The organism is Roseococcus suduntuyensis (assembly GCF_014196305.1).
In the GTDB taxonomy this organism is placed as follows: domain Bacteria; phylum Pseudomonadota; class Alphaproteobacteria; order Acetobacterales; family Acetobacteraceae; genus Roseococcus; species Roseococcus suduntuyensis.
Map to the genome: position 1 here is coordinate 16,896 of NZ_JACIDJ010000001.1, position 22,466 is coordinate 39,361.

The 22,466-nt window shown below is 67.4% G+C and carries 22 protein-coding genes; 7 read left to right on the top strand and 15 right to left on the bottom strand.

Features of this window, described 5'->3' with window-relative positions:
- Positions 1-28: 28 nt before the first annotated feature.
- The 12 genes from GGQ83_RS00095 to aroA all read right to left on the bottom strand — a co-directional run bounded on the left by GGQ83_RS00095 (position 29) and on the right by aroA (position 12,385).
- Entirely contained in the window at positions 29-1,237 is a 1,209-nt protein-coding gene (locus GGQ83_RS00095; RefSeq protein WP_184381566.1) for an MFS transporter, read from the bottom strand.
- A gap of 88 nt (positions 1,238-1,325) precedes the next feature.
- Positions 1,326-2,504 (bottom strand): CaiB/BaiF CoA transferase family protein, encoded by a 1,179-nt coding sequence (locus GGQ83_RS00100; RefSeq protein ID WP_184381567.1) that lies wholly within the window; start codon positions 2,502-2,504, stop codon positions 1,326-1,328.
- Complete coding sequence (locus GGQ83_RS00105) at positions 2,501-3,427, bottom strand: hydroxymethylglutaryl-CoA lyase (protein WP_184381568.1); 927 nt, start codon at positions 3,425-3,427, stop codon at positions 2,501-2,503. Before GGQ83_RS00105 ends, GGQ83_RS00100 begins: the two co-directional genes overlap by 4 nt.
- A gap of 43 nt (positions 3,428-3,470) precedes the next feature.
- Positions 3,471-4,772 carry a TRAP transporter large permease gene (locus tag GGQ83_RS00110; protein WP_184381569.1) on the bottom strand — a complete coding sequence of 434 codons (1,302 nt, stop codon included), beginning with the start codon at positions 4,770-4,772 and terminating at the stop codon, positions 3,471-3,473.
- A 5-nt stretch (positions 4,773-4,777) separates the two neighbouring features.
- On the bottom strand, positions 4,778-5,305 hold the full coding sequence (locus GGQ83_RS00115; protein ID WP_184381570.1) for a TRAP transporter small permease: 528 nt from the start codon (positions 5,303-5,305) through the stop codon (positions 4,778-4,780).
- Between the two features lie 6 nt (positions 5,306-5,311).
- Positions 5,312-6,301, bottom strand: coding sequence for a TRAP transporter substrate-binding protein (locus tag GGQ83_RS00120; RefSeq protein WP_184381571.1), 990 nt, complete (start codon positions 6,299-6,301; stop codon positions 5,312-5,314).
- A gap of 171 nt (positions 6,302-6,472) precedes the next feature.
- Entirely contained in the window at positions 6,473-6,739 is a 267-nt protein-coding gene (locus GGQ83_RS00125; protein WP_184381572.1) for a hypothetical protein, read from the bottom strand.
- 76 nt (positions 6,740-6,815) lie between these two features.
- On the bottom strand, positions 6,816-7,250 hold the full coding sequence (locus GGQ83_RS00130) for a CBS domain-containing protein (protein WP_184381573.1): 435 nt from the start codon (positions 7,248-7,250) through the stop codon (positions 6,816-6,818).
- 111 nt (positions 7,251-7,361) lie between these two features.
- Positions 7,362-8,096 carry a response regulator transcription factor gene (locus tag GGQ83_RS00135; protein ID WP_184381574.1) on the bottom strand — a complete coding sequence of 245 codons (735 nt, stop codon included), beginning with the start codon at positions 8,094-8,096 and terminating at the stop codon, positions 7,362-7,364.
- Positions 8,097-8,439: 343 nt separating this feature from the next.
- Positions 8,440-10,158 (bottom strand): 30S ribosomal protein S1, encoded by a 1,719-nt coding sequence (gene rpsA / locus GGQ83_RS00140; protein WP_184381575.1) that lies wholly within the window; start codon positions 10,156-10,158, stop codon positions 8,440-8,442.
- A 242-nt stretch (positions 10,159-10,400) separates the two neighbouring features.
- Positions 10,401-11,039: a (d)CMP kinase gene (cmk, locus tag GGQ83_RS00145; protein WP_184381576.1), complete on the bottom strand. Its 639-nt coding sequence runs from the start codon at positions 11,037-11,039 to the stop codon at positions 10,401-10,403.
- Entirely contained in the window at positions 11,036-12,385 is a 1,350-nt protein-coding gene (gene aroA / locus GGQ83_RS00150; RefSeq protein WP_184381577.1) for a 3-phosphoshikimate 1-carboxyvinyltransferase, read from the bottom strand. The genes cmk and aroA overlap by 4 nt, the downstream gene beginning before the upstream one ends.
- Positions 12,386-12,467: 82 nt before the next feature.
- On the opposite strand from aroA, the gene GGQ83_RS00155 reads away from it, so the two are divergent.
- Genes GGQ83_RS00155 through GGQ83_RS00175 form a run of 5 tightly spaced genes read left to right on the top strand, consistent with a single transcriptional unit; the run spans position 12,468 to position 16,002 of the window.
- Positions 12,468-12,791, top strand: coding sequence for a TIGR02300 family protein (locus GGQ83_RS00155; protein WP_184381578.1), 324 nt, complete (start codon positions 12,468-12,470; stop codon positions 12,789-12,791).
- A 40-nt stretch (positions 12,792-12,831) separates the two neighbouring features.
- Positions 12,832-13,338 (top strand): invasion associated locus B family protein, encoded by a 507-nt coding sequence (locus tag GGQ83_RS00160; protein ID WP_184381579.1) that lies wholly within the window; start codon positions 12,832-12,834, stop codon positions 13,336-13,338.
- Positions 13,335-14,558 carry a 23S rRNA (adenine(2503)-C(2))-methyltransferase RlmN gene (gene rlmN / locus GGQ83_RS00165; RefSeq protein WP_184381580.1) on the top strand — a complete coding sequence of 408 codons (1,224 nt, stop codon included), beginning with the start codon at positions 13,335-13,337 and terminating at the stop codon, positions 14,556-14,558. Before GGQ83_RS00160 ends, rlmN begins: the two co-directional genes overlap by 4 nt.
- The gene (locus GGQ83_RS00170) at positions 14,555-14,851 is read left to right on the top strand and encodes a hypothetical protein (RefSeq protein ID WP_207017830.1); all 297 of its coding nucleotides are present in this window, start codon (positions 14,555-14,557) and stop codon (positions 14,849-14,851) included. Before rlmN ends, GGQ83_RS00170 begins: the two co-directional genes overlap by 4 nt.
- On the top strand, positions 14,848-16,002 hold the full coding sequence (locus GGQ83_RS00175; RefSeq protein ID WP_184381581.1) for an MFS transporter: 1,155 nt from the start codon (positions 14,848-14,850) through the stop codon (positions 16,000-16,002). Before GGQ83_RS00170 ends, GGQ83_RS00175 begins: the two co-directional genes overlap by 4 nt.
- Here the strand turns inward: GGQ83_RS00175 and GGQ83_RS00180 are convergent.
- Complete coding sequence (locus GGQ83_RS00180; protein WP_184381582.1) at positions 15,997-16,926, bottom strand: hypothetical protein; 930 nt, start codon at positions 16,924-16,926, stop codon at positions 15,997-15,999. The two genes, GGQ83_RS00175 and GGQ83_RS00180, sit on opposite strands and share 6 nt — an antisense overlap.
- Positions 16,919-17,194 carry a helix-turn-helix domain-containing protein gene (locus GGQ83_RS20365; protein WP_375781498.1) on the bottom strand — a complete coding sequence of 92 codons (276 nt, stop codon included), beginning with the start codon at positions 17,192-17,194 and terminating at the stop codon, positions 16,919-16,921. The genes GGQ83_RS00180 and GGQ83_RS20365 overlap by 8 nt, the downstream gene beginning before the upstream one ends.
- A 234-nt stretch (positions 17,195-17,428) precedes the next feature.
- Between GGQ83_RS20365 and GGQ83_RS00190 the strand changes: the two genes are divergently transcribed.
- Together GGQ83_RS00190 and GGQ83_RS00195 are read left to right on the top strand one after the other, a co-directional pair.
- Positions 17,429-18,916 carry an Eco57I restriction-modification methylase domain-containing protein gene (locus GGQ83_RS00190; RefSeq protein WP_184381584.1) on the top strand — a complete coding sequence of 496 codons (1,488 nt, stop codon included), beginning with the start codon at positions 17,429-17,431 and terminating at the stop codon, positions 18,914-18,916.
- A gap of 29 nt (positions 18,917-18,945) precedes the next feature.
- Positions 18,946-20,181, top strand: a complete 1,236-nt coding sequence (locus tag GGQ83_RS00195) for an argininosuccinate synthase (RefSeq protein ID WP_184381585.1) — start codon at positions 18,946-18,948, stop codon at positions 20,179-20,181.
- A 60-nt stretch (positions 20,182-20,241) separates the two neighbouring features.
- Here the strand turns inward: GGQ83_RS00195 and GGQ83_RS20240 are convergent, their stop codons facing one another.
- Positions 20,242-22,455 (bottom strand): serine/threonine-protein kinase, encoded by a 2,214-nt coding sequence (locus GGQ83_RS20240; protein ID WP_184381586.1) that lies wholly within the window; start codon positions 22,453-22,455, stop codon positions 20,242-20,244.
- Positions 22,456-22,466 lie beyond the last annotated feature (11 nt).

Genomic DNA, 22,466 nt, shown 5'->3' on the forward strand with positions numbered 1-22,466 from the left:
GGAATCGCCGGAGCGGTGAATCAGTCGCTCACAAAGCCACCGGGGGCTCGCCGCCCTTCAGCAGCATGACCACGCCGACGACCAGGCAGGGCAGCCCGCACAGGATGAAGCCCAGCGCGTGGCTGCCCGAGACGCTCAGCACCGCCGCGTAGAACAGCGGCATGGTCAGCGCGCCGAGTTGCCCGAAGGAGAGCACACCGCCGGTGGCCGCCCCGCGCATGCCCTCGGGCGCGAGGCGCGCGGCCTCGGCCAACAGGACCCCGTGCCAGGAAAGGACCGTGGCGCTCAACGCCACCGCGGCCAACCCGAGCAAGATGAGGCCCGTCAGCCCCCCCGCCAGCCCGATCATCGCCGTGCTGGCCGCCATGCCGATGGAGAGCCAGGCCAGCACCACGCGCGGCGCGGCGAAGGCGCTGCTGAACCAGCCCCAGAAGACGCGGCCCGGCACCGCCACCAGCGTCGCGATGGAGAACACCATTCCGGCCACCGCCAGCCCGTGCCCCAGCACCACCAGGTAGGTCACGAAATAGGCCACGAAGACCATCTGCAGACCGTTGAAGGCGAAGCAGGCGAAGGAGAGGTTCCGCAACTCACGGCGCTTGGTCACCACCGTCAGCGTGGCGCCAAGGTCCGACAGGTGGAAGCTGCGGGACGGCACGCGGTCTGAGTCGAACTCCCGCCGCGCCGGCTGCAGCACGAAGGCGAAGACGAGGCAGGCCGCCGCCGCCGCCAGCATCGCCGCCCGCCAGCCCCAGAGCCCCACCAGCAGCGGCCCCAGCAGCCCGGCCAGCAGCAGCCCGGCCGGCACCGCCGTCTGCTTCAGCGAGAACACCAGCGGCGCATAGCGTGGCGGCGAATAGCGCCCCAGCAGATGGGAACTGGCGGGCGTCGAGATGGCCGAACCCCCGCCGCCGATAATGGCCGAGAGCGCGAACAGCGCCATGGGCCCCACGGTGGCGGCGGCCAGCCCCACCGCCAGCATGACCAGCGCCGCCTGGCTGGCGCGGAGCGCCCCATAGCGCACGATGAAACTGCCGCAGCTGAGTTGGGCCAGCAGCGCCGCCGCCGCCGTCAGCCCGACATAGACACCGATCCAGGCGGGATCGAGCTGGAGGTCCGCCAGGATGGCCGGTGCGATGATGGGCGGCAGGTTGCGTCCAAGTGCCGCGAAGGTCTGCTGGAAGAACATGGCGCCCAGGGCCAGCAGCAACAGGTTCATCTGCGGGGAACGGGGCATCCCATCATCCATCCGGCGCGGCCCGGATGGCGGCGCGACGGCGGTGGCAGCATAGGCACGCCCCCGCCGCGCGGCAAAACCGTGGTGGCTACAGAACGCCCGCCGCGCGCATCTCGGCCACCTCCTCGGCGGTGAAGCCGAGTTCGGTGGCGATGTCCGCGCCATCGGCGCCCGGGGCGCGCAGATCGCCCGCGCCGCCGGGCCGCGCGCCGTCGAGCGTGATGGGCAGGGCCGGCAGCTTCACCGGCCGCCCGTCCGGCAGCGTCATGGGCACCAGCCCGTCCGAGCCGTTGAGGTGCGGGTCCTCGAACAGCTCCTCGGGCCTGCCGATGGGGGCGTAGGGCAGGCCCAGCGCCTCGCACTTCGCCATCAGCGCTGGCTTGTCATAGGTGCGCAGCACGGCCGCGATGCGCGGGATGGTGCGCGCGCGCTCGGCCACGCGCTGCTGCTTGGTCCGCAGCGTGGGATCGGCGGCCAGGTCCTCCAGGCCGAAGGCCACGCAGAAGGCGGGCCAGGAGGTGTCGGTCACCACGCCCACGAAGACCTTCCCGCCATCGGCGGTGTCGAAGATGTCGTAGACCGGCCAGGCGGGCAGGCGCGTGGACATGGGCGGCGGCGCCTGGCCGGTGATGGCGGTCTGCGCCATGTGCTGCGCCATGAGCAACGCCACCGTCTCGAAGAGGCCCGCCTGCACCTGGCCGCCCAGGCCGGTGGCTTCCCGTTCGCGCAGCGCGGCCAGGATGCCGATGACGGCCGACAGCCCGCCCATGATGTCAATGACGCTGGAACCGGCGCGCAGCGGCCGCCCCTCCGGCCCCGTCATGTGGGCGAGGCCGCCCATCATCTGCACCACCTCGTCCAGCGCGGTGCGGTGCTCATAGGGGCCGGGCAGGAAGCCCTTGCCGGAGCAGTAGATCAGGCGCGGGTTGCGGGCAGCCAGCTCCTCCGGGCCGAAGCCCAGCTTGGCCATGGCGCCGGGGCGGAAATTCTCCAGCAGCACATCGGCGCGGTCGGTCAGGCGGTGCACCAAAGCGCGGCCGCGCGGGTCCTTCATGTTCACGCAGAGGCTGCGGCGCCCCCGGCCGAAGGCGGCGTAGAAGCCGATGCCGGAGCCAGTGAGACGGCGCGTGGTGTCGCCCTCCGGCGCGGGTTCCACCTTGATGACCTCGGCGCCCAGATCGGCCAGGACCATGCCGGCCGTGGGGCCCATGACCATGTGGGTGAACTCGACGACGCGCAGGCCCTTCAGCGGGGTGGGCGTGGTCATGCCGCGGCCCGCCAGCCGGTGGGGCGGCCGGCACGGGCATAGGCGCCATGCAGCGGTTCGCGGGGCAGCGCCTCGGCCAGGATGGCGCGGGCGGCCAGCAGCGCGTCGAGGTCCACGCCCGTCCGCAGGCCGAGGGATTCCAGCAGGAACACCAGGTCTTCCGTCACGATGTTGCCCGAAGCGCCCGGCGCGAAGGGGCAGCCCCCCAGCCCCGCCAGCGCGCCGTCGAAGATGCGGATGCCCTCCTCCACGCCCACCGTCACGTTGGCGAGGCCCAGCCCCATGGTGTCGTGCATGTGCAGGCTGTCGCAGCGTTCGCCGATCTCGGCGCGCACCGCGCGCAGCAGGCGCCGCACCTGGGCGGGTTGGGCATAGCCCGCCGTGTCGGAGAGGCCCACGCTGTCGAAGCCCGCCTCGGCCAGCGCCACGGCCATCTCCACCACCTCACGCTCCGGCACCTCGCCCTGGAGGGAGCAGCCGAAGGCGGTGGACAGCCCGGCCTCCAGGCTGGGTCGCGTGGCGGTGGCCAGCGCCATGACGTGCGCGGCCAGCGCGCGCGCCTCCTCCATCTGCCGTTCGCGCGAGCGGCGGAGGTTGGCCTGGCTGTGCTTCTCGCTGGCCGACAGCGTCAGCGTGATCTTGTCGGCCCCCGCCGCGACCGCCGCCTCGGCGCCGCGCTTGTTGGGCACCAGCACGGCCACATGCAGTCCGGGCAGGGTCTTGGCAAAGCGCGTCACGGCCTCCGCATCGGCCATCTGCGGCACCAGCGCGGGCGGGACGAAGGAGGCGACCTCGATCTCGGGCAGGCCCGCCGCGTGCAGCGCCGCGATCCAGCGGCACTTCACCTCGGTGGGCATCACCTGGGACACCATCTGCAACCCGTCGCGCGGGCCGACCTCGCTGATCGTCACGTCGCGCTGCATGGTTGTTTCCTCCTGTGCTCGTTGCGTGGCGCCGGCCCCGCTTCTACCGCGCCAGGAGGTAATCCGGCAAAGCCGTCACCAACCCGGGAAAGACCGTGATCAGCGCCACCGCCAGCACCAGCATGGCGAAGAAAGGCAGCGCAGCCAGCGCGATCTCGGTCTGTTCCTTCCCTGTCATGCTCTGCATGACAAACAGGTTGAAGCCGAGCGGCGGCGTGATCTGGCCGATCTCGACCAGCAGGATGATGAAGATGCCGAACCAGATCAGGTCGAACCCGGCCTGCTGCACCATCGGCACCACCACGCTGGTGGTCAGCACGATCATGGACACGCCATCCAGCGAGGTTCCCAGCAGGATATAGACCACGGTCAGGATGGCGATGATGGCATAGGGACCGAGCCCCGCACTCGCCACCGCCGCCGCCAGCGCGGCCGGAATGCCCGTCAGCGCCATCGCCTTGGTCAGGAAGGCCGCACCCGCCAGGATGAACAGGATCATGCAGGAGAGCCGCGTGGCGCCGGCCAGGCTGTCCTTGAAGCCCTGCCAGGTGAGCGAACCGGTCACTGCCGCCAGCACCAGGCTGCCTGCCACGCCGAAGGCCGCGGCCTCGGTGGCGGTGGCGATCCCGCCCAGCATGGAGCCGATGACAGACAGGATCAGCAGCACGCAGGGAATGAGCTGCGCCGATTGCCGCAGCTTGTGGCCGAAGCTGGTGGAGGGCTCGGCCGCCGGCTGCTTCTGCGGATTCAGCAGCGCCCAGATCGCGATGTAGGCGCTGAACAGCACCACCACCATCAGCCCGGGGATGAAGCCCGCGATGAAGATACGCACGATGGAGACCTCGGCCGCCACCGCATAGACCACCATGATGATGGAGGGCGGCAGCAGCAGCCCCAGCGTGCCGGCGGTGGCCAGGCTACCGATGGCGGTGCGCTGGTCATAGCCGCGCTTCGCCAGCTCCGGCAGGGCAATCTTGCTGACGGTGGCGCAGGTGGCCGCACTGGACCCGCTGACGCAGCCGAACAGGCCGCAGGCGAAGATGTTCACATGCATCAGCCGCCCGGGCAGGCGCCGCACCCAGGGGGCGATGCCGTTGAACAGCTCATTGCTGAGGCGCGTGCGGAACAGGATCTCGCCCATCCATATGAACATGGGGAGGGCGGCCAGGGTCCAACTGGCCGCGCTTTCCCAATACGCGCCGGCCAGGAACAGCCCCGGCGAGGGGTGCACCAGCGCCATGGCCACATAGCCCGTGGCCGCGAGCCCGAGCGCCACCCAGACGCCCGACCCCAGCAGGAAGATGAGCAGCACCAGCAGCAGGAGCGCGAGTTCGAGAAGGCCCATCGCGGTCAGGCCGTGTAGTCGTGGGCGGCGGCACGCGCCTCGGCCGCGCGTGCATAGCCGGGCTTCTGGCCGCGGATCACGGTCACCCATTCATCAAGGATGGCCACCAGCAGCACCCCCGCGCCGATGGGAATGGCAAGTTTTGGCATCCAGAGGGGATAGGCCACGCTGCCCTGCGCCACCTCCTCGATCTCGAGGCTGAACATGGCGTCGTGCCAGCTCCACCAGGTGATGTAGGCGACCATGACGGCGGCGATGGTGAGGGCGAAGATCTCCATCACGCGCCGCTTGGGCGGCGGCAGATTCTCCACGAGCAGCCCCACGCGAATGAGTTCACCCTTCCGGAAGGTCCAGGCCAGGCCCAGGAACCCCACCATCACGCAGAGATAGCCGGTGAGGTCCGTGGCACCCGGGAACTGGATGGCGAACTGGCGCAGGATCATCTGCGCCATCATCACCAGGAAGATGCCCAGCAGGGCCAGCGCCGCGAGCACGCCACACAAGCCATAGAGGGCATCAAGCGCGCGGCGCACGCCCCCTCAGCTCCGGCCGGCGCGGTAGGCCTGGATGGCGGCCTGCCCGTCGGGGCCCGAGCGCGTCAGCCACTCCTGCACCATCGTGTCGGAGATGCGCGCCATAGCCTCCAGCATGGCGGGCGAGGCCTGGCTGACATTCATGCCGCGCTGCGCCAGCGTGGCGGCGGCGGCGTCACGCGCCTCCTCGCTCATCCGCCAGCCGCGCGTCTCGGCGGCGGCGGCGGCGGCACGGACCGCGGCCTGGTCGGCGGCGGAAAGGGCTTCCAGCGCGCGGCGATTCACGAAGACCGCGTTGCGGGTGAAGGTGAAGCCCACATGGGTGAAGTAGCGCGCGAAATCCCAGGCGCTGCTGTCCACGCCGGTGGCGGCACTCGTCACCATTGCGTTGACCACGCCGGTGGCGAAGGCCTGCGGCACTTCAGCCGCCTGCACCAGCACGGGGCTTGCGCCCACCAGCGTCGCGAAGCGGTTGGTCATGACGTTGAAGGTGCGCATGCGGGTGCCGCGCAGGTTCTCCAGCGTCTCGATCGGCGTGTTGGTGTAGAAGCCCGAGGAGGGCCAGGGCACCATGTAGAGCAGCGACAGGCCCTGGCGCTGGAGACGCGCCTCGATGAAGGGCTTCGTCACCTCGTTCAGGCGGCGGGCATCGGCATAGGTGGGCACCAGCTGCGGGATGCTGTCCACCTCGAAGAACGGGTCCTCGTTGCCATAGGCCGAGAGCAGGATCTCGCCGAGCTGGACCTGGCCGCTCTGCGTGCCGCGCTTGATCTGCGCCATGGGCAGCAGCGAGGCATTGGAATGGAGCTGGACGTTCACCCGCCCGCCCGTGGCGGTGGACAGCTCCTCCAGGAAGCTCCGGACGTTGCGCGTGTGGAAGTTGCCGTCCGGATAGGGGGTGGCCATCTGCCAGCGCGCCTGGGCGGCGGCATCGAGGGCAGGCAGCAGGGGCGCGGCGGCCCCGGCCGCCAGAAGGGCGCGGCGGGTGGTGAGCATGACGATGAGCCTCTCCCATTCGGGCTTTTGATGGGGCGGATCATCACGCGACGGGTGGGCGGCGCGCAAGCCCGCCTTGGGCCGGTCCCCGTGGGGCTTCGCACATCCCTGCCCGCCGAGGCGGCAGAAACCGCGCAGGGTGCACGCGAATCCATGCACCCCGCCCACGGCTCAAAGCGGGTAGTCGCGCTCCGGCTCGACACCGGCGGCTGCGATCAGCTTTCGCAGGCGCATGACCTCGTCACCGCCGACAGAGCCGGAGCCGAGGTGGAAGCTGCCGCGCTCCTCGCCCAGCTTCACGGCCAGGGCGCCATGTCCGGTGTGGCTGAGCTCCGCGCCCAGTTCTTCCAGGACATGCTCGACCGCGCGCGGGTCGAGGTTGTGGTTCAAGGGGTGGGAAAAGATGCCATGCAGCACCTTGCGGTGGCGGTGGTTCATGCGGACGCTCCTTTCAAGATCGCCCGCCGAGATCACCACGCCACCCGCCCGCCGTCCTTGCGGCAGGTCAAAACCCTCAGCCCGCGGTGGCGACGTAGCTCTTGAGCGCCTCGGCCTCGTCCTCGGCCTCCGCGATGCGGGCCTTCACGAGGTCACCGATGGAGACCATGCCCGCGAGCGTCCCGTCGGCATGCAGCACCGGCAGGTGACGGACCCGGCGGTCGGTCATGAGCTGGAGGGCATCCTGGATGGTGCTGGCCGGTCCCGCGGTGAAGAGCACCCGCGTCATCAGCTGGCCCGCCGTCATTCGCATCACGGCTTCGCCAAGGGCGGCCAGCGCGCGGACAATGTCGCGTTCGCTGACGATGCCCAGCACCTGCTCCCCTTCCAGCACCAGCACCGCGCCGATCCGGTGCTGCGCCAATGTGCGGGTGATGGAGGCGATCGAGTCCCCTGGACGGACGGACACCACCTGGCTGCCCTTGGTCTTTAGAACCTGCGCGACGATCATGTGGAGATCTCCTCCCACCTTTAGGGGGAGAAGAGTGCGGCCGCGCATGGCCAGGATGCAATCTTTTGGTGTGCTGCACCGCAGCGAAGGCGTGCGGTGCAGCGCGCCAGGTCAGGCCGCGCTGAGGCGACCATCCCCCAGGCCCGCACGCAGCCCCGGCATGGCGGGGAGCGGGCTGCTCTCACGGATGATGTAGCCGCGGCCCCAGACCGTGCCGATCACATTGGGCGCGCCGGCCTGCTGGAGCTTCTTGCGGAGCTTGCAGACGAAGACGTCGATGATCTTGGCGTCCGGCTCGTCCATGCCGCCATAGAGGTGGTCCAGGAAGTTCTCCTTGGACAGCACCGTGCCGCGGCGCATGAGCAGCAGTTCCAGGATGGCGTATTCCTTGGTGGTCAGGTGGACCGACCGTCCATTTATCGCCACTTCCTTCGCGCTGAGGTCCAGCGAGAGGGCACCAAGCTGGATGCGCGGCTGGCTGAAGCCCTTGGACCGGCGGATCATCGCCTGCAGCCGTGCCACCAGCTCATCGGGCTCGAAGGGCTTGGACAGGTAGTCATCCGCGCCGACCGACAGCCCACGGATCTTCGCCTGGGTCCGGCCATTTGCGGAAAGCATGAGCACAGGGGCCTCGATGCGAGCGGCGCGGAACTTCGCCACCACGTCATAGCCCTCCATGTCGGGCAGCATCAGGTCCACGATGGCGGCGTCGTAGTCATAGAGGCGGGCCAGTTCCAGGGCCTCGGCCCCGCAATCCGCCACATCCACGACCATCCGATGCTGCTGGAGCTGAAACGCGATGCCGCGTGCCGCCGACCGGTCATCTTCCACCAGGAGAATTCGCATCCGTCCATCTCCACACGTTTTGCGTGCAGAGATTTACCACCGGAAGGTGTAGGCGGCTAGGGTGAATCGACATTTTCTGTGTATTTAAAAGAAAATTTTTCACATTTAGAGATTTTTTGGCTCAATTCGACCGCCTTAATGCCTCCCCGGCAGGCCCTGCGGCCCCTGAACCCCATTTCGTATCATCAATTGGACAGACGCTGATAGAGTCTCGAATTGATGGATTCGCGCACCGAAATTAAGCGCTGACTCGGCATCGCGCGACCATGAAAAAAGGGGCGAGCCTCACGGCCCGCCCCCTGCATTCCCGTGCGCCCCTCCCTCGCGGGTGGGGCGCCGTGTCTCACTCCTCGCCGGCCATCTCGCGGCGGCGGCGGATGGCCGCGCCCAGGATGTCGCCCAGCGAGGCACCGCTGTCGGCCGTGCCGAATTCCTTCACGGCCTCGCGCTCCTCCTCGATCTCCTTGCCCTTCACGGTCAGGGAGAGGCGGCGGGCGGCGCGGTCCACGGCGGTCACCTTGGCGTCCACCTTCTCGCCGATGGCGAACTTCTCCGGGCGCTGGTCCTGGCGGTCACGGGCCAGTTCGGCGCGGCGGATGAAGCCCGTCAGCACGTCGTCCACACGCACCTCGATGCCATTGGCCTCGACCTTGGTGACGGTGCAGGTGACGATGTCGCCCTTGCGGACGCGGTCCAGCACCTCGGCGGCCGGGTCGGCCTCAAGCTGCTTGACGCCCAGCGAGATGCGCTCCTTCTCGATGTCCACGTCCAGCACCTTGGCCTTGACCATGTCGCCCTTCTTGTAGGCGGCCAGGGCCTGCTCGCCAGGGACATCCCAGGACAGGTCGGAGAGGTGCACCATCCCGTCGATGTCGGGACCCACGCCCACGAACAGCCCGAACTCGGTGATGTTGCGGATCTCGCCCTCGATCACGCTGCCCAGCGGGTTGTTCTGGACGAACAGCTCCCACGGGTTGCCCTGCGCCTGCTTGAGGCCCAGCGAGATGCGGCGCTTCGGCTCGTCCACGTCCAGGATCATCACGTCCACCTGCTCGGAGGTGGCGACGATCTTGCCCGGATGGACGTTCTTCTTGGTCCAGGACATCTCGCTGACGTGCACGAGGCCCTCGACGCCCGGCTCCAGCTCCACGAAGGCGCCGTAGTCGGTGATGTTGGTCACGCGGCCCGAGAAACGGGCGTTGACCGGGTACTTGAGCGCCACGCCATCCCAGGGGTCGCTCATCAGCTGCTTCATGCCGAGGCTGATGCGCTGCGTGTCCTGGTTGAAGCGGATGACCTGCACCTTCACCTGCTGGCCGATCGTCAGGGCCTCGCTCGGGTGGTTGATGCGGCGCCAGGCGATGTCGGTCACGTGCAGCAGCCCGTCCACGCCGCCCAGGTCCACGAAGGCGCCGTAGTCGGTGATGTTCTTCACCACGCCATCCAGCACCATGCCTTCCTTCAGGCCCTGGACCAGCTCCGCGCGCTGCTCGGCGCGGGTCTCTTCCAGCACGGCGCGACGGGAGACGACGATGTTGCCGCGGGCGCGGTCCATCTTCAGGATCTGGAAGGGCTGGGCCTGGCCCATCAGCGGGCCCACGTCACGGACGGGGCGGATGTCCACCTGGCTGCCCGGCAGGAACGCCACCGCGCCGCCCAGATCCACCGTGAAGCCACCCTTCACGCGCCCGAACAGAATGCCGTTCACGCGCTGGTTGGCGGCGAAGGCCTTCTCAAGGTTGGTCCAGGCCTCCTCGCGGCGGGCCTTCTCGCGGCTCAGCACGATGGAGCCGTCGCGGTCCTCGTAGCGCTCGACGAAGAGGTCGAACACGTCGCCGACCTGCACTTCCGGCTTCATGCCGGCGGGGGCGAATTCCTTGAGGGGCACGCGGCCTTCGCTCTTGAGGCCCACATCCACCACGGCAAAGTCGTCGTCCAGGCGAACGACCTTACCCGTGACGACGGAGCCGGCGAAGCCGGTGTTGGCGCCCAGCATTTCATCGAGGAGGGCGGCGAAATCTTCGGTGCCCGCGGTCGAGCCGGGGGCGTTGGCGTTGGCCATGTAGAGCTTGTGTCCTGGGTCAGGTTCGGAACGAGATGTTCCGAAGTCCGGTCCTGCGCAACGGCCTGGGGCCTTGCCCCGCCATGCCATCACGGCTTGCCGCCAGCCACGGAGGGGTCTGGGGGCCGATGGGTGGGTCGCTTGCGGCGCGCCCCGAAGGCCGGTCCCGGCATCGCCGACACGCACCTGTCTTCGACGGAGTCGTCCCCAGGGTCAAGCCAAAACCGCGATCCACTCCGGGATCACGTCGCTTTTTGCGCCGCAACAGCCCAGGAAAGGGCGATCTGGAACACGGTTTCGGCATCAAGTTCGCTGGTGTCGAGCAGCTTGGCGTCCTCGGCCGGGCGCAGCGGGGCCACGCCGCGATTGGCATCGCGCGCGTCGCGGTCTGCCATGTCCCGCGCCACCTGATCGAGGCTCGGCGCCGGGCCCTTGGCCAGCAGTTCCGCATGGCGACGCTGGGCGCGCACCTCGGGGCTGGCCGTGACGAAGAGCTTCAGCCGCGCCTCGGGGAAGACGACGGTGCCGATGTCCCGCCCATCCAGCACCGCGCCGTGCCGCGCGCCGAAACCGCGCTGGAACTCCAGCAGCGCCGCCCGCACGCCCGGAATGGCCGCGACCTTGCTGGCGGCGGCATCGGCGGCGGGGCCGCGCAGATCGGGGCGTTCGAAGTCGGCGGGGGTCAGATCGCGGGCGGCGGCCTCGGCCGCCACGGGGTCGGCGGGGTCGGCGCCCATGTCCAGCGCCCGGCGCCCCGTGGCGCGGTAGAGCAAGCCGGTGTCCAGGTAGGGCAGGCCCAGTTCCCGGGCGAGGCGCCGCGCCAGGGTCCCCTTGCCCGCCGCCGCCGGCCCGTCCACGGCGATGACGAAGGGCGTGCTCATGCCGCCTCGATGGCCGCGCCGCCCGCGGCGCGGTTCATCAGCCCGACGAAATCGGGGAAGCTGGTGGCGATGAAGCCGCCATCATCGATGGTCATGGGGGCGCGGGTGGCGAGGCCCAGCACCAGGGCGCTCATCGCCAGGCGGTGGTCCATCTGGGTGGCGACCAGGCCGCCGCCGGGGGCGGGGCCGCCCGTGCCATGGACGATCATGTCATCACCCTCCACCTCGACCTTCACGCCGGCGGCCTCCAGCAGGGCGGCGGTGCCGGAGAGGCGGTCGCTCTCTTTCACCCGCAGTTCGCCCAGGCCACGGAAGCGGCTGGCGCCGCGGGCATGGGCGGCGGCCACGGCCAGGATGGGGTATTCGTCGATCATGGAGGGCGCGCGGGTGGCGGGCACGTCCACGGCGCGCAGCTCGCCCTGGCGCAGCACGAGGTCGCCCACCGGCTCACCGCCCTCGGTGCGGGCATTGGCGACGGTGAGCGCGGCGCCCATCTCGCGCAGCGTCTCGAACAACCCGGTACGGAGTGGGTTCAGCCCCACATTCTCCACCACCAGGCGCGAACCGGGCACAATCAGCGCCGCCACGGCGAAGAAGGCGGCCGAGGATGGGTCGCCCGGCACCTGCACCGGCGCGGCGCGAAGCTCGGGCTGGCCATCCAGCTCGATGACACGGCCATGTCCCTCCGCCGCCACGCGGACGGTGGCGCCGAAATGCCGCAGCATGTTCTCGCTGTGGTCGCGGGTGGCCTCGGGCTCCACCACGCGGGTCACGCCAGGGGCGCAAAGACCGGCCAGCAGGCATGCGCTCTTCACCTGGGCCGAGGCCACAGGGAGGCGATAATCGAGCGGCAGCGGGTTGCGCGCGCCGTCCACCGCCAGCGGCAGCCGGCCACCCTCGCGCGTCAGGAAACGGGCGCCGGTGGCGGCCAGCGGGTCCGTCACGCGCTTCATGGGGCGGCGGCGCAGGCTGGCATCGCCCGTCATCACGGCAAACAGGGGGTGACCCGCCAGCAGCCCGCAGATCAGCCGCGCGGCGGTGCCGGAATTGCCCATGTCCAGGACATCCGCGGGTTCCGTGAGGCCGCCGATGCCACGCCCGGCCACGCGCCAGGCGCCATCGCCCAGCCGGTCCACCGTCGCGCCCAGCAGGCGCATGGCGGCGGCGGTGCGCAGCACGTCCTCGCCCTCCAGCAGGCCCTGGATTTCGGTGGTGCCGATGGCCAGCGCGCCGAACATCAAGGCGCGGTGGCTGATGGACTTGTCGCCCGGCACGCGCAGCCTTCCGGAGAGCGGTGCGGGGGCCGCGCGGGCGCGCAGGGGCTGGGGTGCGGATTCGCTCGACATGGAAGGCGGTTTGACACCGACGCGCTGCCCGTGGCAATGCGCCCCGCCCGCCCGGACGGGCGGCATTAGTATAGAGGGCTCCATGGCAAAGCCGGAACTTGGCCTGAAGCGCGTCTGCGTGGCCTGCGGCGCGAAATTCTACGACCTGACGCGCGCGCCCGCGATCTGCCCCAAATGCGGGACGGAACAGCCGGCCGAGCAGCCGCGCGCCCGCCGCTCCGCCGCATTGCCGGAGGACAAGGTGAAGAAGCGCGCCGGTGTCCCCGCCGAGGCCGACGCCGAGGATGTGGAACTGGAAGACGTGGAGGCGGACCCCGCCCTCGACGACGACGCCGACCTCGAGGACGAGGAAGAGGCGATCGGCGATGAGATCGAGGTCGAGGCCGATCGCGACGAGGAAACCTGAGTCCATGGACGCTGGGCGCGGCTGCGCCTATTCAGCGTCCATGTTCCGGACCCTTTTCGTCGCGGTGCTGCTGGCCGCGGCACCCGCCGCCGCCCAGCAGGCCAACCGGCCCTCCAAGCTCGGTGATTTCGACGCCTGGACCGCCGTCACCCATACGGAGGGCGGCCAGCGCGTGTGCTACGCCTTCGCCCGCGCGCGCTCCGTGGATGGTGTGCCAGGGCGCCTCGCGCCCAATGTCATGCTGCTGGTGACGCACCGCAGCAACCAGCGCGACCAGGTGGCCATCCGCCCCGGCTACGCCTTCGCCCGCGGCGCCGAGAGCGCGCTGGTGGTGGGCAATGCCACCCTGCCCTTCTTCACCGCGGGCGACACCGCCTTCGCGCGTGACGGCGCGGCCGTGGTGGCGGCCCTGCGCGGGGGGCGCGAGGCGCTGTCACGCGGGCCTGGTCCCAACAACCGCGGCGTCTCGGCCGATGTGTTTCCCCTGCAGGGCTTCACCGCGGCCTACAACGCCATCACGCGCGCCTGCCCGGCGGCCCGCCGATGAATGCCTTCCCGCCCCACAACCGCACCCTGCCGCCCAGCGACGGGCTGACCGAGGCCGAGCGCGCGCGCATCCTGGCCAAGGCCGCCGCCTTCGCGCCGCCGCCCATGCAGGACGCGGAGGGCCGCCGCGAACTGGTGGGGCTGACGCGCGAGGAACTGGCGGCCGAGATGGTCGAGATGGGCGAAAAGCCCTTCCGCGCCAAGCAATTGTGGCACTGGATCTACCACCAGGGCACGCGCGACTTCGCGGCCATGACCTCCATCGCCAAGCCCTTCCAGGCGCGGCTGGCCGAGCGCTTCACCATCGGCCGGCCCGGTGTGACCACCGAGCAGACCAGCACCGACGGCACCCGCAAATGGCTGTTTGCCTTCCGCGACGGGCAGCAGGTGGAGACGGTCTATATCCCGGACGAGGACCGGGGGGCCGTCTGCATCTCCTCCCAGGTGGGCTGCACCCTCTCCTGCACCTTCTGTCACACCGGCACGCAGAAGCTGGTGCGGAACCTGGGTGCTGCCGAGATCGTGGGGCAGTTCATGGCCGCGCGCGATTCCTACGGCGAATGGCCAACGCCCAAGGGTGGGTCGGGGGACAAGGATGGGTCCGAAGATGGCCGCCTGCTCTCCAACATCGTCGTCATGGGCATGGGCGAGCCGCTCTACAATTACGAGAACATCGCCAAGGCGCTCACCATCATCATGGACCATGAGGGCATCGGCCTGTCGCGCCGGCGCATCACCCTCAGCACCTCCGGCGTGGTGCCCATGATGGACAAGTGCGGGGCGGAGCTGGGGGTGAACCTGGCCGTTTCGCTCCACGCCGTCACGGACGAGTTGCGCGACGAGATCGTGCCGCTGAACCGCAAATACCCCATCGCGGAGCTGCTGGCCGCCTGCCGGCGCTACCCAGGTGCCTCCAACGCGCGGCGCATCACCTTCGAATACGTCATGCTGCGCGGGGTGAACGACAGCGAGGCCGAGGCGCATGAACTCGTCCGCCTGCTGCGCGGCATCCCGGCCAAGGTGAACCTGATCCCGTTCAACCCCTGGCCCGGTTCCCCCTACAAGACCTCGACGCCCGAGGCGGTGAACCGCTTCGCCGCCATCCTGAACGATGCCGGCTATTCCAGCCCCATCCGCCGCCCCCGCGGCCGCGACATCCTGGCCGCCTGCGGCCAGCTCAAGACCGAAAGCGAACGGGCGAAGCGGGGCGGCGCGGCGTGAGCTGGGCGCCGGGGCCCGGCCTGTGGCGCTGGGCGCTGGCGATCGTCACTCTCTTGGCCTGGAGCCCGATCCTGTCGGTGCTGACGGCCTCGGCCCTGGCCGATGTGCTGGGCTGCCGGCTGAATGAGGGCACCCCCCACCCCTGCCTCCTGGCCGGGCAGGACATTGGCGGCACGCTCTATGGCATGTTCGTGATGGGCTGGTTCGGCCTGCTGACCTTCCCCTTCGCGATCGGCACGGCGCTGGCCTGGGCCTGGCTCGGCGCCCGCGCCCTGTGGCGGCGCTTCCAGTGAGCGTGCCCCTGCCGCTCGGCCTCATGGCATTCGGCGGCTTCGCCATCGGCGCGGGGATGCGCCTGCTGGACCCGCTTCTGCCCATGATCGCGGTGGGGTTCGGCACCACCGTGGCGGGGGCCGCCATCCTGATCGCGGCCTTCGCCCTGCCCTATGGCGCGGGGCAGATCGCGACCGGCCCGCTGGGCGACCGGCTGGGCAAGGTGCGCGTGGCGAGCTTCGCGCTGATCGCCTACGGGCTGGTCAGCATGGCATCCGCCCTCGCGCAGGGGCTGACGGACCTGACCATCATGCGCGCGCTGGCCGGGCTGTTCGCCGGCGCTGTGATCCCGCTGATGATGGCGCATATCGGCGACAGCGTGCCCTATGAGGACCGCCAGGCGGCCATCGGCCGGTTCCTGACGGGCATGGTCTTCGCACAGATGCTGGCCGGCCCGATGTCCGGCGTGCTGGGCGAGAATTTTGGCTGGCGCGCGAGCTTCCTGGCGGCCGGCGGGCTGGCGGTGGGGGCGGGCGGGCTGATGGCCTGGAAGCTGCTGCGCGGGGCGCCGCCGCCCGTGCCCTCGGGCGCCGGGATGTTTTCCGGCTTCGGCAAGCTGCTGCGGGCGCGCGCGGGGCGAAAGCTGCTGATGCTGGCGGGGCTGAACGGGGCGCTGCTGTTCGGCGGCGCCTTTCCCTTCGTGGCGAGCTTCCTGATCGAGCGCTTCGGGCTTTCGGCGGCCGAGGCGGGGCTGGTGATGGCGGGCTTCGGCGCGGGGGCGTTTCTCTACACGCGCATCGCCAAGCGGCTGGTAAGGCGCTTCGGGGAGCGGGGGCTGCTGGGCATCGGCGGGGCGGCGCTGATGGGGCTGCTGCTGCTGATCAGCGTGGCCTGGGCCTGGTGGGTGGTGCTGGTGGCGCAGCTTTGCATCGGCCTGGCCTTCTTCATGTTCCACGGGGTGCTGCAGGCGCGCGCGACCGAGGCGCTGCCCGAGGCGCGCGGCACGGCGGTGAGCGCCTTCGCCATGGCGCTGTTCCTGGGGCAGACGGTGGGGACGCTGGTGTTTGCGGGGGTGATCGCCTGGGGGGATTACCGGGTGGCGTTTGCGCTGGCGGGGGTGGGGGTTGGGGGCTTGGCTTGGTGGGCGCGGAAGGCGCCCTCGCAACTATAACAATAGTTTGTCAGCTGGAGAGAGATGCCGAAAACTTTGAGGCCGCCAAGCAGGAAGGCTGTCACTGCCAAGCAAGTCAAGAAACAAAGGATCAAAACTGAGTGATCCATTCGAAAAAACTACATTTGATACATACTTTTTCCCACTTGATAACGCCCACTGAGCCCCGATTTCGACCTCGACAACGTCTGCCAGCTTTAGTGAAGCAAGCGGATGAATGCAGTAAACCCATTTACGTTCTGCGGCCTGCTCGGCGTCTACCCTTCCATAGTTTTGTTCTTTAAAAAAAACTCCTAGACCCCTCTGCAGATTGAATTGACCCCTTCGGTCAAGAGTAACGAAGATCGTTCGAAACTCTAATATTCCGGCTAAAGGAAATAGAAAAGCTTCCTGGTCAAAGATATGGGCCACAATTATTGGAACACAATTCAAGGCAGACCACTTCTCCAATCTTCCTAGGTCTTCGTCTTTGACAAAAATATTTGGCGCGACGGGAACAGGTAGTGTTTTTGGAATATTTCGATTTGAAGGTATGAGCCGTGGAATTTTATAGCGCTCTTTCATTTCAGAGGCACGATAGGGCGAAAACTCCACCTCGAAAGCAAGACGAGCCTTAGACAAAACGAAGCTTGGCTTTGAAACAGAGCCTCCGGCAGGCACAGACAAGTCATTGCTCACCAGCCACTCTAATTCTGTCTGGGTAAGTTCTTCTTTAAGATATAATAAAAGATCTGGTTCTTTTATAGTTATATCGCCGAGATCCACATACTTCGAATCAGAGGAGAATGAGGCTCCGTACCGTATCAGCAAATACGGACCAAGTTTGTTTATTTCTTGAAATAAAAGATTTTCTGCCCACCGACTCGCGTTGAATCTATTCTCAAAATCGGCGCCACGGCCTCGTGACTGAGATGATTCACTCATCGGATGGCCCTTTATATTTTTCTGCGAGAAGCACTAGACAGGAAGGGGCGATCGCAAGTCCTGCAGCTATTCGGACTAAGATAGAAAATGTCGGATTTCTTTTTCCTCGCTCCACGCCACTTAGATAAGTAACGTGGATGCCCGCCCGGTCAGCCAGGGCTTCCTGTGACATTGCGCGGGCCAGCCGGGCCTGTCGGACAGCGACACCCAACTGCAGTAAATCTGCTGCGCCCGCATTGGGGGCTGGGGAGGCCTGCTCATTAGTCACAGGTAAGTCTCACCCCTTCCTCAAGTTGAGGGATGCGACACCGGCGCGCGGCCGTTCCGCCATAGCCAATGAGTCAAGTTCAAGCTATGGCTGCAGAAACGCAGCTCTTCGCAGGCGAAGCCATTAACGGCGCGCTCGCGATCGGTTGGGGGTTACGACGACTGCCGACCTCGGGCAGTTTAGCACTTAGAATCCGAGTACCAGGCACCGCCGATGGGGATACCTTTGAGTAGAATGCGACAGGAACCGTTTGCTCCTCCTTTGCCGGTTGGTCCGGAAAGGGAGCAACTTCGCACGAAAGGCCAATTCTGGACGCCGGCGTGGGTTGCACGAGGAATGGTCGCCTGGGCACTGCAAGGGACGGAAACTCTTTTCGATCCCGCAGTTGGACCTGGTGCGTTTTTCGATGCAGGCAAGTACGTAGGCCAACTGCGTGAAGCGTCTGTGAAACTCAAGGGCGCAGAAATTGATAGCGACCAGATAGCTGCCGGTATCGCAGGCGGCCTTTCTCCAGATGATTATGCCGCCGTGACTCACGGTAATTATATGAGTTTAAAATTTGATGATTTACCATGCATTGTGGCAAATCCTCCATATATCCGTCACCATCGTATGCCCCCCGATGAAAAATTGGCCTATCAGGAAAACAGTTCGCGTATTATCGGAAGAAAAATTGACGGCCGCGCCGGTCTACATGTCCATTTTCTTATTAAATCGCTAACAGAACTAAAAAAAGCAGGGCGTCTATGTTATATTCTTCCGTCTGATGTGTGCGAAGGTAAATATTCAGACGCTCTTTGGTCTTGGATTAGTCAGAATTTTCGAATCAACGCCGCGGTAACATTCAGGAGCTCTTCGTCGCCATTCCCAGGAATTGATACAAACCCGATTATTATTTGTATATCTAATGAGGAGCCCGCCCCCGAATTTGTTTGGGCGCAAGTCAAAGAATACAATTGTTCAGATTTTTTTGATTTTTTCAATTCGAATTTTTCTAACATTGCCGAATCTATTTCGGCAAAGAGAAGACAGACGCTCGAAGCGATTCGTACTGGCTTGAGTCGACCGCCACAGATGGCCATTAACGGCATCGAGTTCGGAAAACTCTTTAAGGTTATGAGGGGCATTGCGACTGGAGATAATTCCTTCTTTTTCCTTACATTGAGGCAAATCCAATTTTACGGCCTCGAAACTAAGTACTTCCGCCGGGGAATTGCTCGTACCCGTGATCACGCATCACCGGTACTTCGTCACGTTGACCTTGACCGGCTAGATGAAAAAGGCCGTCCGACTTATTTGCTTTCGTTCGATGCAAGAGGAAAGGATATTCCAGCGTCGCTTTTAAGTTATATTCGAAGAGGGGAGGATTTGGGCCTGCCGCAGCGCCCGCTGATTGCGCAGCGGTCCCCCTGGTATAAAATGGAGCAGCGCGTTCCGCCGCCATGGTTATTTGCTTACTTGGGACGACGCGAATGCCGCTTTATCAGAAATGAAGCTGAGGCACTACCTCTAACGGGTTTTCTCTGTATATATCAACGTGACGTCCTCAACATATCGTCCAGTATCTGCGAAGAAATATTGAGCGACCCAGATATATTAACTCACTTGGCGCTAGTGGCGAAGAGTTATGGTCAAGGTTCCCTTAAAGTAGAGCCGCGCAATTTGGAAAAACTAATGATCCCTCATGAAGTTTTGCTACGAGCCGGACTCAGTAAATATTGATCAACCTTAACAGGTGTATGGAGAACGTCGTGACCACCCCGAATGTCAAAAAAGTCGTCCTCGCCTACTCCGGCGGGCTCGACACCTCCGTCATCCTCAAATGGCTCCAGACCACCTACCGCTGTGAGGTGGTGACCTTCACCGCGGATCTCGGCCAGGGTGAGGAACTCGGCCCCGCGCGCGACAAGGCGCTGATGCTCGGCATCAAGCCCGAAAACATCTACATGGACGACCTGCGCGAGACCTTCGTGAAGGATTTCGTCTTCCCCATGTTCCGCGCCAACGCGCTGTATGAGGGGATGTACCTGCTCGGCACCTCCATCGCCCGCCCCCTCATCGCCCAGCGGCAGATCGAGATCGCGGAAGCGGTGGGCGCGGACGCCGTCTCCCACGGCGCCACCGGCAAGGGCAATGACCAGGTCCGGTTCGAACTGAGCTATTACGCCCTCAAGCCCGACATCAAGATCATCGCCCCCTGGCGCGAATGGGACCTGACCAGCCGCACCAAGCTGATCGAGTTCGCCGAAACCCATCAGATCCCCATCGCCAAGGACAAGCGCGGCGAGGCCCCCTTCTCCGTGGACGCCAACCTGCTGCACAGCAGCAGCGAGGGGAAGATCCTGGAAGAACCCTGGGACGCGCCGGACGAGATGGTCTGGCAGCGCACCATCAGCCCCATGGACGCGCCCGACACCCCCACCGAGATCACCATCCAGTTCAAGGGCGGCGATGCGGTGGGCATCAACGGCCAGGCGCTGTCCCCCGCCACGCTGTTGACGAAGCTGAACGAACTCGGCAAGGCCAACGGCATCGGCCGGCTGGACCTGGTGGAGAACCGCTTCGTCGGCATGAAGTCCCGCGGCTGCTATGAGACGCCGGGCGGCACCATCCTCTCCGTCGCGCACCGCGCCATGGAGAGCATCACGCTGGACCGCGAGGCCGCGCACCTTAAGGACAGCCTGATGCCCCGCTATGCGGAGATCATCTACAACGGCTTCTGGTTCGCGCCGGAGCGCCACATGCTCCAGGCCCTGATCGACGCCAGCCAGGCGAGCGTGGAGGGCGATGTCCGCCTCAAGCTCTACAAGGGCAACACGATCGTGACCGGCCGCCGTTCGCCGCACAGCCTGTACAGCATGAAGCACGTGACCTTCGAGGACGACCAGGGCGCCTATGACCAGGTGGATGCCCAGGGCTTCATCAAGCTGAACGCGCTGCGGCTGCGGCTGGGCGCCATGGCGGGGCGGCGCGGCGGGGCGCTTTAGCGCCCGCGTCCGATCCGAGCCGGCGAAAGCCGGCGCGGTGAATCGGCCGCCAAGCAAGTTCTAACGGGCCCGCGTCTCCACCATCACGGCGCGGGCCGCGACCTGCCCGCCCGCGCCACGCCGCGCCTGTTCCAGGGCGGCGGCCAGGGCAGGGACCGTTTCCTCATCGGGGCGCGGGGTGGCGAAGAGCGGCCGCTCCGACGCCACCACCAGCACGAGTTCCAGCCCGAACGGCTCGTCAATGATCCAGGGGAAGTCCGGGCTGGTCTCGCGCATGTTCACGCGGGCGCCAGGGGCCATGGGGCGCTCGCGGATCAGTTGCAGCGCGTTCCCGTCATGCATCACGAACCAGATGTTCAGGTGCGCGGCCCAGGGCGGCATCTGCAGGGCCAGTTCCATCTGGTCGTTGCGGCGCAACAGGCGGGCGCGCGGCTCCACCTCCAGCCCCGCACCCGGCGCGGCTGTGATGGGGCGGATGGCGGCCAGCACGTCGCAATAGGGCGCATCGAAGACATCGGCGGCCAGGCGCAGGGTCAGGTTGGCCTCGGCGGCGGCGCGGCGAAGGGCCGTGGCGTCATCCTGGTGCAGGAAGCCGTTGACGACGAAGCCCGAACCCTCCGGTGCCTGTGACACCACGCCGCAGCGCACACGGCCGAGGATGTCGGCCAGGATGGCGGCGGGTGCCGGGGCCGGCACGAGAACGGGCGCCTGCGGCTGCACCAGCACGGGCGGTGGCGGTTCGGGGCGCGGCTGCGCCACCGGTGGCGGTGGTTCCGGACGGGGTTGCGCCACGGGGGGCGGTGGCGGTTCGGGGCGCGGCTGTGTCACCGGCGGCGCGGACGGCTCAGGCCGAGGTTGCGCAACCGGGGGCGCGGGCGGCTCTGGACGTGGCTGTGCCACGGGCGGCGGAGGTTCCGGACGCGGCTGCACCACGGGGGGCTCAGGCTCAGGCCGGGGCTGCACCACCGGCGGCTCCGGACGCGGCTGCGCCTGGGGCGGCGGCGTCACGGGCGGCGCCGGCGGCGGCTCGGGCCGTGGCTGCGCGATCGGCGGGGCCGGGGGCGCTTCGGATGGCGGCTGGGGCTGCGTCACCGGCGGCGCGGGGGGGGAGGCGGACTCGGGGCGTGGCTCGGCAACGGGCGGCGTCTGCAGGGCGGGGGCGGGTGGCGCCTCCGGCTGGGGCGAAGGCGGTGTCAAAACCAACGCTTGCTGCTGTTGCGGCGGCGCGGGTGGCGCCTGGCCACCTGGCAGCAGGAAGATCACGGCGCCCACCACCGCCGCGACGGCCAGCCCCGCCCCGGCCAGGAGGGCCGGCGAAACCCCACCCTTCTTCGCAGGCGGGGTCGGCGCGGCGGGGGGCGGTGCCACGGCGGTGGCCCGGGTCTCGTCCCCCCGCCGGGCGCGCGCGGCCTCCAGCAGCCCGGCCGCGAAGGCACGGGCATCGGGGTAGCGCTTGGCCGGGTCCTTGGCCAAGGCGCGTGCCAGCACCGCGTCGAAGGCGGGCGTCGCCAGGAAGGAGATGCGCGAGGGCGGCTCCGGCTCCGTGGTCAGGATGGCCTGGGTGACGGCGTCGGGGTGGTCGCCGGTGAAGGGCTTCTTCTCGGTCAACAGTTCGTAGAGCAGGACGCCGGTGGCCCAGATGTCCACGCGGTGGTCGAAGGGCAGGCTCTTCGCCTGCTCGGGCGCCATGTAGGCCGGGGTGCCGATGAAGCTTTCGGCGGGCGGGCGGGCGCCGGCCACCACCGTCACGTCATCGGCGAATTCGGGGCGGGAGCGGGCGATGCCGAAATCGGTCAGCTTCACCTCGCCGGAGGAGGTGGCGACGGTCAGCATGATGTTGGCGGGCTTGATGTCGCAATGGATCACGCCCTGATCGTGGCAATGGGCCAGCGCATCCAGCACCTGCACCACCAGGCGCACGATCTCGGGCAGGGTCAGGCGGGTTCCACCACGGATCAGGTCGCGCAGGGAGCCGCCTTCCACCAGCTCCATCACCATCCAGCCGGTGCCCTGCTCCTCGCCGAAGTCATAGACGCCGACGATATGCTCGTGCTTGAGGCCGCCCGCCACCTGGGCCTCGCGCCGGAAGCGCTGGAAGGCGGCCATGCTCTCGGGGTCGCCGGGGATGGGCGGGTCGGCCAGCTTGATGGCGACGCGGCGGCGGATGGTGGTGTCGAAAGCGGCGAAGACGCGGCCCATGCCGCCCCGGCCGAGCAGTTCCTGCCACTGGTAGCGCTTGGGCAGGCCGCTCGGGAGCGGTTCGGTCTCGCTCATGCCGCGGCTTC